This window comes from Deferrisoma palaeochoriense, from assembly GCF_054656955.1.
Genome location: NZ_BAAHXI010000005.1, coordinates 88,793 through 94,945 on the forward strand (window position 1 = coordinate 88,793; position 6,153 = coordinate 94,945).

The following is a 6,153-nucleotide window of genomic DNA, read 5'->3' on the forward strand; positions in this document are numbered from 1 at the left end:
AGAAGAGGGTGTGAAAGCGATGGGGACGGAAGCTGCGGTAGGCCGCGGGGTGTGGCCGGCTCGCAAGAGCCGTAGCTTTCGCCTCGGCCACCCGGTGGGCCGCCGCGGTCTGGACCAGAGGACCGTAGACCGCCGACCGCCGACCGCGGACCGAAGTCACTCGGAAGGGAACGGGAATAGGGACGCCGGGATGGGGGGGCGAACCACGGAGGGCACGGAGGACACGGAGAGAGTCGGGGTGAACGGGATCCATGTTGCAAGAGACACGAACCGGGGAGCCGGCGGGGGGATGCGGCGCGGGCGGTGGGGCGGGATCGTGCTCGCAGCGGTGATGACCCTGCTCGGGTTCGGGGGGCCGGCCGGGGGCATGGGGAAGGCCCCGGAGCCGCCGCCTCCCGTCACTTCGCTGGAACGCATCGCCCGGGCCGTGGAGGCGGGGGAGCTCGACCCGGACACGGCCGAGATGTACCGGGTCTTTGCTGTGGTCGGAGACGAGCGCCTTCCCGAGCGGTTCCGGGGCACGGAGCCCATCCGCGACGGCACGACGGTGCTCCGCCACGCCCGGAGCCGGTTCGGGGAACTACGGCCCGAGGTGCAGGAGGCCCTGCGGCCCTACCTGTTCCCGAAGGAGAACCGATGAGGAAACCACTCTTCGGGGCGCTGATCGCCCTCCTCGCCGTCGCACCGGTCTGGGCCGGGCCGGCGCCGGTGGCGGATCTGGCCGACCGGATCGACGCCCTGGTGGCCCGGGGGGAGACCTCGCCCGACCAGGCCGAACTGTACTGGCTCTACGCGGTGCGGGCCCCTGAACGGTTGCCGGCCGGGCTCCGGACGGCCCCGGCCGGCAACCGGGCCGCGCGAGCCGCGGCCGAGGCTTCCGAACAAGAGCCCTTCGCGCTCCGGTGCGGCACCCCGGTGCTGCGCCATGTTCGGGCGCGGCTCGGGCGTCTTCCTCCCGCGCTTCGCGCCGAGGCCGTGGAGCTCCTCGGCCGCCCGGCCGCCGGGCGCGGGGCGGCGTTCCGCACCGCCGCGGGGAAAACGGGCGCACCCGCTCTCGCCAACCCGCACGTCACCGAGCACTTTTCCATCGAGTGGGGTCCCGACCTCACGAACGAGGACGGCTCCACGCCACTGAGGGACGATGGACCGCTGGGGCCGGGAGATCCTGCTACGGGGGGAAACGGCATCCCCGACGTGGTCGAGCGCTGGGCCGCATACTTCGAGGCGGCCTACGCGGCCGAGGTGGGCGAGATGGGCTACACCCACCCGGCCGTCGAGGCGAACCTGATCCCGGTGTACATCGGGAACTCGGACGCCACAACGTCGCTCGAGGACATCGGGTCTCGGACCTACGCCTTCACCTGGTCCGACGAAGGCATCCCCTACATCGTGGTGAACAACGACTTGAGCTTCGTGCCGCCAAACGGGGAGGGCACGTCGGGCCTCGCCAAGATCCACGGCGCCATGAAGATCACGGCGGCCCACGAGCTGTTCCACGTGTTCCATTTTTTGTATGAACCGCAGGGGGTGTGGAACGCCACCGAGGACGACTGGTGGTTCGAGTGCTCGTCCACCTGGATGGAGGACGAGGTGTTCGACGACGTGAACGATTACTACCAGTATTTCAACCAGACCGGCGGGCGTTCGGGATGGGCTGATTTTCTAGAAAGCGGGCTCCCGGTGGACCGCGGCGTGGGCGACTTGGAGTGGGTGACCCGCGCCTACGGGTCGGTGATCTTCGCCAAGTACCTCTCCGAGCACGTGGGGGGGCGGCAGGCGATGTTCGACGTGTGGGACCGGATCCGGTTCGACGGGCAGCGGATCCTGGACGCGCTCGACGCCTTTGCCACGGCCAACGGGTTCGCCGGGCTCCCGGACCTGTTCCTGGGATTCGTGGGCGCCACGGCGATCATGGACTACGAGGAAGGAGCGAACTACGGGAGCGTGCCCCTTGCCGGAACGAGCCTGGAGTCGCTGAACTTCTTTGGGCTGGGCTATCTTGGCGCCCGCTACGAGAAGGAGACGCTGGCTGCAGGGGTGAGCACCTTTGCGTACGACACCCCCACCGAGTCTGGCTGGGGCGTTGCCACCGCCTACCGGGATCCGCTCAACGGGCGGTTCGTGTACGGCCGATCTCTCGCGGCTGCCGGCCGCGTGGAGGTGACCCTGGATCTCCCCCGGTCTGCCGAGGTCTACGTCGCGGCGGCTCGTTTGACCTCCGGGGAGGTCCCTGCCGAGCCTCCGGCAGCCGATGGCGGCGGCGGTGGTGGTGGGGGCGGCGGCGGATGCTTCCTCTCAATCCTCGGGTTTTGACGCCGGTTTCTTGAACCGGCAACCTCCGTTTGGGTAGAGTATGCCCGCCCCGGTTCGACGGGGCCGGCCTTGTGAAACCGGAAACGATCTACCCGCACGGAGGCCCCCATGCCCCAGGCCCGACGGCGAAGGTTCGCGGCGGTTCTCGCCGCCCTGTGGTGGGTCGTCGCCGCGGCCGGGGCCCGGGCGGCCGAGGTCCTCTTCGTCTATCCCCCCCCGAACTCCCTCGTCACGGAGTCGCCCGTCACCGTGCTCGGGTACGTGCTGGGCGATCCCGTGACCGAGCTCGCGGCCCGGGTGGTGCCCGAGGACCGCTCGGTGGAACCCACCCGCACCGACCTCTACCTCTTCAAGGGCAAGGTGTTCTCCGGCGCCCTGGAGCTCGCCCCCGGCCGGAACAACGTGGTGGTGGGAGCCACGGTGCTCCCGCTCCTCTACCGCCCCGGGTTCGAGGGCGACGCCCAAGGGGAGTTCCGCCGGCCGAAGCCCCACGCCGGGGGCATCGAGTCGTGCAATCCCTGCCACGGGTTCTCCCGAGGGAGCTTGACCCTCAAGGCCCGCGTTCCCGACCTCTGCCTCGGGTGCCACAAGGTGGGCACCGAGTCGCTCCGGGCGGTGATCAAGAAGAACCGCCACACCGAGGAGATCACCCCGGACTGCCTGCGGTGCCATGATCCCCACGTGTCCTTCGAGCCCCAGTTGTTGCGGGATCGCGAGCAGGCCTGCGCGTCGTGCCACGAGGAGGAGAGCGGACCGTCGCTCCACGCCGAGGCGGCCGCCTCGCCCTGCGGAGCCTGCCACGACGCCCACGCGTCGGCGTACCCGGCCATGCTTCGGGGGGAGGCCCTGGAGCTCTGCGCCCGGTGTCACGAGGACGTCGCCGATCCGGACCGCTACCCCCGCTCGTACCACCGGCCGGTAGACGACGGGAAGTGCTTTGACTGTCACCGACCCCATGCCGGCGGGTACCCGTCGCTCCTCTTGGACGTGGCTCCGGGATTGTGCGGCCGGTGTCACGAGGAGGCCGCCGAAGGGGTGCACGGTGGGGAACTGACCGAGTGCCGGACGTGTCACGATCCTCACCTGTCGAAGCAGGCCGATCTCCTAAAGCCCGGGATCTCCGAGCGGTGCCTCGACTGCCATGGCCAACCAGGAAAGGGGAAGTACCGCCATCCCGCTTTGGAGGATGGATGCGTCACCTGCCACAATCCCCACGATCCCAAGGGGCTCAAGGCGGCCGACAAGGTGTGCGGCCGGTGCCACGGCCTCCGGAAGGAGGGGTTCCGCGCGACGCACGGGGAGCTCCCCATGAACGACGTGCGCCAGTGCACGTTCTGTCACGAGGCCCATGCCGGCGATTACCCCCGCCTGCTTCGGGGGAAGGTGCACTACCCTCTCGACAACGGGGGATGCAACGCCTGCCACGACGTTCGGGAGGGCCGGATCGAGCTGCGGTACGAGGGGAGCAAGAACTGCACCCGCTGCCACGGTCAGATCACCGGCACCTCCCAGATCGTGGAGGTCGACAAGGTGCACAAACCCGTGTACCAGATCGACTGCATCGCCTGCCACAACCCCCACCTGGGGGTGCGCGACAAGTTCCTCCTGGAGGAGCCCGTGACCCTGTGCGGCTGGTGCCACGGCATCCTGTTGCGGGGTGTCGAAAACCTCCACGGCGTGTTTCAGAAGGGGACCTGCTACACCTGCCATCTGCCCCACATCAGCGATTTTCGGCCCCTCCTGAAGCGTCCCGAGCGGGCTCTTTGCGCGAGTTGCCACACGGGGGTCGTTCCGGAATCACCGGCCGAGGGGCGGTTCCTCCACGGAGCGCTGAAGGAAGGGCGCTGCACCGGGTGCCACAACCCCCACGGAACGAACACGGAGAAGCTCCTTAGGGGAAGCCGGGACCGGCTGTGCCGCGACTGCCACCCGCAGGTGCTCGAATCGGAGCCGGGCAAACCCTACCGGTACGCCCACGGGCCGGTGGGAGCCGGAAACTGCACGGCGTGCCACACCCTCGGCCACCGGCACGAGCGGGAGGGCGACCGGTTCCTGCGGGCCCGGGGCAGCCGGGTGTGCGCCCTGTGCCACGATACCCAGCCCGACCACGTGCCCCAGCGGTTCCGGGCCAAGATGGCCGAGGTGCGAAACGACTGCCTCGCCTGCCACCTACCCCACGGCTCGGACAACCGGTTCATGATGCGGGAGGAATATTACTGAGGCTGGGCGGCAAGGCGGCTTCGAAACCCCCTGGGCCCCTGCAGGGGTCCCCCAAGCAGGAAGGCAGCCCCTGGGTCGGCGCCCGCTGTAGGAGCGGCGTCCTCGCCGCGATCCGGGCCGAAGGCCCGAAAGGACATGGTCGCGGCTCGAAAGCCGCTCCCACAGGGTGGGACAGCCGCCCACGCTAGAATCACAAAGGATTTTAGCGTCCTAGCAGGAAGCTACTTGCCTTCACCCCAGCAGGGCGGCGAGTTTCTCCCGGCTGATCCGGAGGTAGTCCCGGTCCCGGGCGAACACCTCCAGGGTGACCGTGCCGCGGTACCCCACGTCCCGGAGGATCCGCGCCACCCGGCCGAAGTCGATGGCCCCGGCGCCGATGGGCAGGTGGTCGTCGTGGCGGCCGAAGTTGTCGCTCGCGTGGAGGTGCCGTAGCCGAGGCCCGCACGCCCGGGCGAGCTCCTCGAACCTCTCCCCCCCGAGGCTTCCCAGGTGGGCGTGCCCCACGTCGAGGGTGACCCCGAGGTCCGGGAACCGGGCGAACAGTTCCTCGAAATCCCGCGCCACGGCCAGGGTGTGGGAGCGGGGGAACAGGTTCTCGACGCACAGGGGGACGCCGATACCCTCCGCCTCTGCCGCGATCTCCCCGAGGCTCTGCCACCCCGCCCGGGCCGCCTCGTCCGGCACCCGGGGCCCGAGCCCCGTGGCCACCCCGGGGTGCAGCACGGCCTTCTCCGCCCCCAGGTCCCGCGCCACCCGCAGCGCCTCCAGCGTCTCCTCCACCGAGGCCCGCCGCAGCCGCTCCGTGAGATCCGCGGTGGAGACGAAGGTGGGCATGTGGCACACGAGGCCCAGGCCGTGGCGGTCCAGGAGGCGGCGGATCTCCCCCAACCGCCCCCGAAGCCGCCCCGGCGCCGCCTGGGGCGGGTCCATGGCGAGCTCCAGGTAGTCGAATCCCAGCCGGCCCACGAGCTCGATCTCGTCGGGCACCGGCAGGAGGGGTGAGTTCATGGCGCCATAGCGCATGGGCTCAGGCCCCCAGGGCGCCCTTGAGGTATTCGGGAACGGGGCAGGGCCGGCCCGTGGTCCGGTCGAGCACCACGTACACCTCCCGGCCCTCGGCCACCGTGCGGCCCGAGCCGGTCTCGGTGGCCCGCAGGACGAAGGTGAACGAGGTGCGGCCGAACCGCTCCACCCCCACCTCGACCGCGAGTTCCTCGCCGAGCACCGCCGACGACCGGAAATCGCACTCCGCCCGCACGAGCACGAGGTCGTGGCCCCGTTCGGTGACGAGGGGGTAGGGCACGCCCCGGGCCTCCAGGAAATCGGTCACCGCGTCGTCGAAATAGGCGAAGTAGTTGGCGTTGAACACATGGCCCTGGCAGTCGGTGTCGCGGAACCGGACCTTCTGGCGGTGGACGAAGGGATCGGGCATGGGGACTCCTCTCGGGCTAGGCGGCTGGGCAGCGAAAATTCTCTTTGCTGTTCGCACGACTACGAAGACCAACGAAAGTATTGTCAGATACGCGGCGTTGCTGCGGAAACCTGCGGGTGGGGGGCTGGTGGAGAGCCGGGTGAGGCCCCTTACCTCGCCGCGCCATCACCACGCCCGGATGGCTTTGA

5 protein-coding genes are annotated in these 6,153 nt (G+C 69.8%); 3 read left to right on the top strand and 2 right to left on the bottom strand.

Translation table 11 applies throughout. The features are described from left to right. The first annotated feature begins 289 nt into the window (after positions 1 to 289). From ACYQ8L_RS02840 to ACYQ8L_RS02850, 3 genes are all read left to right on the top strand, one after another. A complete protein-coding gene (locus ACYQ8L_RS02840) occupies positions 290 to 640 on the top strand; it encodes a hypothetical protein (RefSeq protein ID WP_459940251.1) in 351 nt (116 codons plus the stop codon). Further along, positions 637 to 2,313: a hypothetical protein gene (locus tag ACYQ8L_RS02845; RefSeq protein ID WP_459940252.1), complete on the top strand. Its 1,677-nt coding sequence runs from the start codon at positions 637 to 639 to the stop codon at positions 2,311 to 2,313. The genes ACYQ8L_RS02840 and ACYQ8L_RS02845 overlap by 4 nt, the downstream gene beginning before the upstream one ends. Positions 2,314 to 2,421: 108 nt before the next feature. Further along, positions 2,422 to 4,533 carry a cytochrome c3 family protein gene (locus ACYQ8L_RS02850; RefSeq protein WP_459940253.1) on the top strand — a complete coding sequence of 704 codons (2,112 nt, stop codon included), beginning with the start codon at positions 2,422 to 2,424 and terminating at the stop codon, positions 4,531 to 4,533. Between the two features lie 231 nt (positions 4,534 to 4,764). Here ACYQ8L_RS02850 and ACYQ8L_RS02855 read toward each other — a convergent pair whose 3' ends face one another. Together ACYQ8L_RS02855 and ACYQ8L_RS02860 are read right to left on the bottom strand one after the other, a co-directional pair. After that, positions 4,765 to 5,541 carry a sugar phosphate isomerase/epimerase family protein gene (locus ACYQ8L_RS02855; protein WP_459940254.1) on the bottom strand — a complete coding sequence of 259 codons (777 nt, stop codon included), beginning with the start codon at positions 5,539 to 5,541 and terminating at the stop codon, positions 4,765 to 4,767. A gap of 19 nt (positions 5,542 to 5,560) precedes the next feature. After that, positions 5,561 to 5,965 (bottom strand): acyl-CoA thioesterase, encoded by a 405-nt coding sequence (locus tag ACYQ8L_RS02860; protein WP_459940255.1) that lies wholly within the window; start codon positions 5,963 to 5,965, stop codon positions 5,561 to 5,563. Between the last annotated feature and the right edge of the window lie 188 nt (positions 5,966 to 6,153).

Coding starts and splice junctions, on each gene's coding strand:
- ACYQ8L_RS02840 (WP_459940251.1), top strand. CDS start 290: ATGCGGCGCGGGCGGTGGGGCGGGATCGTGCTCGCAGCGGTGATGACC.
- ACYQ8L_RS02845 (WP_459940252.1), top strand. CDS start 637: ATGAGGAAACCACTCTTCGGGGCGCTGATCGCCCTCCTCGCCGTCGCA.
- ACYQ8L_RS02850 (WP_459940253.1), top strand. CDS start 2,422: ATGCCCCAGGCCCGACGGCGAAGGTTCGCGGCGGTTCTCGCCGCCCTG.
- ACYQ8L_RS02855 (WP_459940254.1), bottom strand. CDS start 5,541: ATGAACTCACCCCTCCTGCCGGTGCCCGACGAGATCGAGCTCGTGGGC.
- ACYQ8L_RS02860 (WP_459940255.1), bottom strand. CDS start 5,965: ATGCCCGATCCCTTCGTCCACCGCCAGAAGGTCCGGTTCCGCGACACC.